The organism is Lysinibacillus sphaericus OT4b.31 (assembly GCF_000392615.1).
Taxonomy (GTDB): Bacteria; Bacillota; Bacilli; order Bacillales_A; family Planococcaceae; genus Lysinibacillus; species Lysinibacillus sphaericus_B.
Genome location: NZ_KB933437.1, coordinates 1 through 1,806, shown reverse-complemented (window position 1 = coordinate 1,806; position 1,806 = coordinate 1). Strand labels below are relative to the sequence as shown.

Sequence of the window (1,806 nt, the reverse complement as noted above, 5' to 3'; positions counted from 1 at the left end):
ATAGCTGGCTGTTTTTTTATTTTCTAAGAAAATAAAATGATATATATAATGAACAACCGGAAACTATAAAATAATAGTTTCTCGTTGTTTCAGACTATAGAAGTATCTATTATGAAGCCGTTGCTTTCCACTACGGCAGACGCTTTTCGCGGGTGATGGCTTCAGTCTCCTCATCGCTACGCCCCTGCGGGGCCTTCAGCCCATGCTATTCCCGCAGAAGTCGCCGCCCGCGCTCCATTCAACTAGTGTACATTTTATCGGCTATTTCTGTCCGAAAGCGAAGAGGCAACGAATTAACCCGCTCATGCCAGTAATTGAGGCAACTCATTTATTGGAAAAAAACAAAATGAGCGCACCCAAAACATTGCTGTAACTAAAACAACAATTATTATTTATTGTAGAAATGCTAGGATGTCCACAGTAAATGGAATGATTGAAAACCCAAAAGGTAAACTATCATTAGCAATTAAAACAAGTAGCTAGGATTTAGTGCTGTACTTAACAGAGCTGAATTCTTTTGTTTATTAGAATTGTCTTCTATTTTATAGAAGTGAAATCTATCGTTAATTTGACATCAATCTCCTTTTTAAGTTCTAATTCCTTTATTTGATTCTTATAATGTAAAGATTACTTAAAAAAGGAGAGGGAATTTTGTGGATTGATGGCGTTTTTTCGGGTGGGGGTTTAAAGGGCTTTGCATTGGTTGGGGCGTATCAGGTACTAGAAGATCAAAATTTCCGATTTAAGAGGGTTGCCGGGACGAGTGCTGGGGCCATATTAGCTGCATTCATTGCTGCTGGATATAGTGGAAAAGAGATCGAAAGTATGTTAGAAGAGTTAGATGTGCCTTCATTATTAGATCCTCGCAAAACATTTCTACCACTGCCGTTTATGAAATGGGTTAATGTATATAATCATTTAGGTTTATATAAAGGAAAAGCATTAGAAAAATGGTTCTTTCAAAAATTAGCGGTTAAAGGAGTTTATACTTTTGACGATTTACCTAAAGATTCATTGAAATTAGTAGCATCCGATTTAACCAATGGTAGGATGATTGTGTTACCAGATGATTTGCATAAATATCAAATCGATGCAAAAAATTTTTCGGTAGCATGTGCTTTACGGATGAGCTGTGGAATACCATTTTTCTTTGAACCAGTTACTTTAAAAACAGGTAAGGGTGAATCTGTTATTGTAGATGGTGGGGTATTAAGTAATTTTCCTTTATGGATATTTGATGATGGCGATGGACGTAAGGTGCGACCGATAATAGGTCTTAAACTTAGCCGTAGTAGCGAAGAACAATGCCCGCACGAAATAAAAAATGGCTTAAATTTATTTGAAGCGTTATTTGCAACAATGAAGGGTGCGCATGATGAAAGATATATTTCAAGAAGACATGAAAGGGATATTATTTTTATTCCTGTTGATGATTATAGTGCTACACAATTTGATTTGAATGAAGAGACAAAGGAAACCTTGATGGAGATAGGAAGAAATCGTACTATACAATTTCTAAAGAACTGGCCGAGGTATAGAATATGAAAACTACTATTATTATAAATAAATGATAAAAACTATTGACGATATATAATATTGATGCTATTATATAAAAGTTGCTGTTAAGACATGCAACTACGAGAATATAAAAATAAAATAACTGTTTGACATTATCTCAATAACATGTTATTATATAAAAGTTAGCTCTTACGAGTTAAATAAATGAACCTTGAAAACTGAACAAGCAAAACGTAATCAATAAAGTTTTTAGTAGCAAACTTCGGTGCGTGAACGAAACAAAATTTT

The 1,806-nt window shown here is 34.6% G+C and carries 1 protein-coding gene; it reads left to right on the top strand.

The window, feature by feature from the left end:
* The first annotated feature begins 651 nt into the window (after nucleotides 1–651).
* Nucleotides 652–1,545, top strand: coding sequence for a patatin-like phospholipase family protein (locus H131_RS22620; protein WP_010861461.1), 894 nt, complete (start codon nucleotides 652–654; stop codon nucleotides 1,543–1,545).
* Nucleotides 1,546–1,806: the final 261 nt, after the last annotated feature.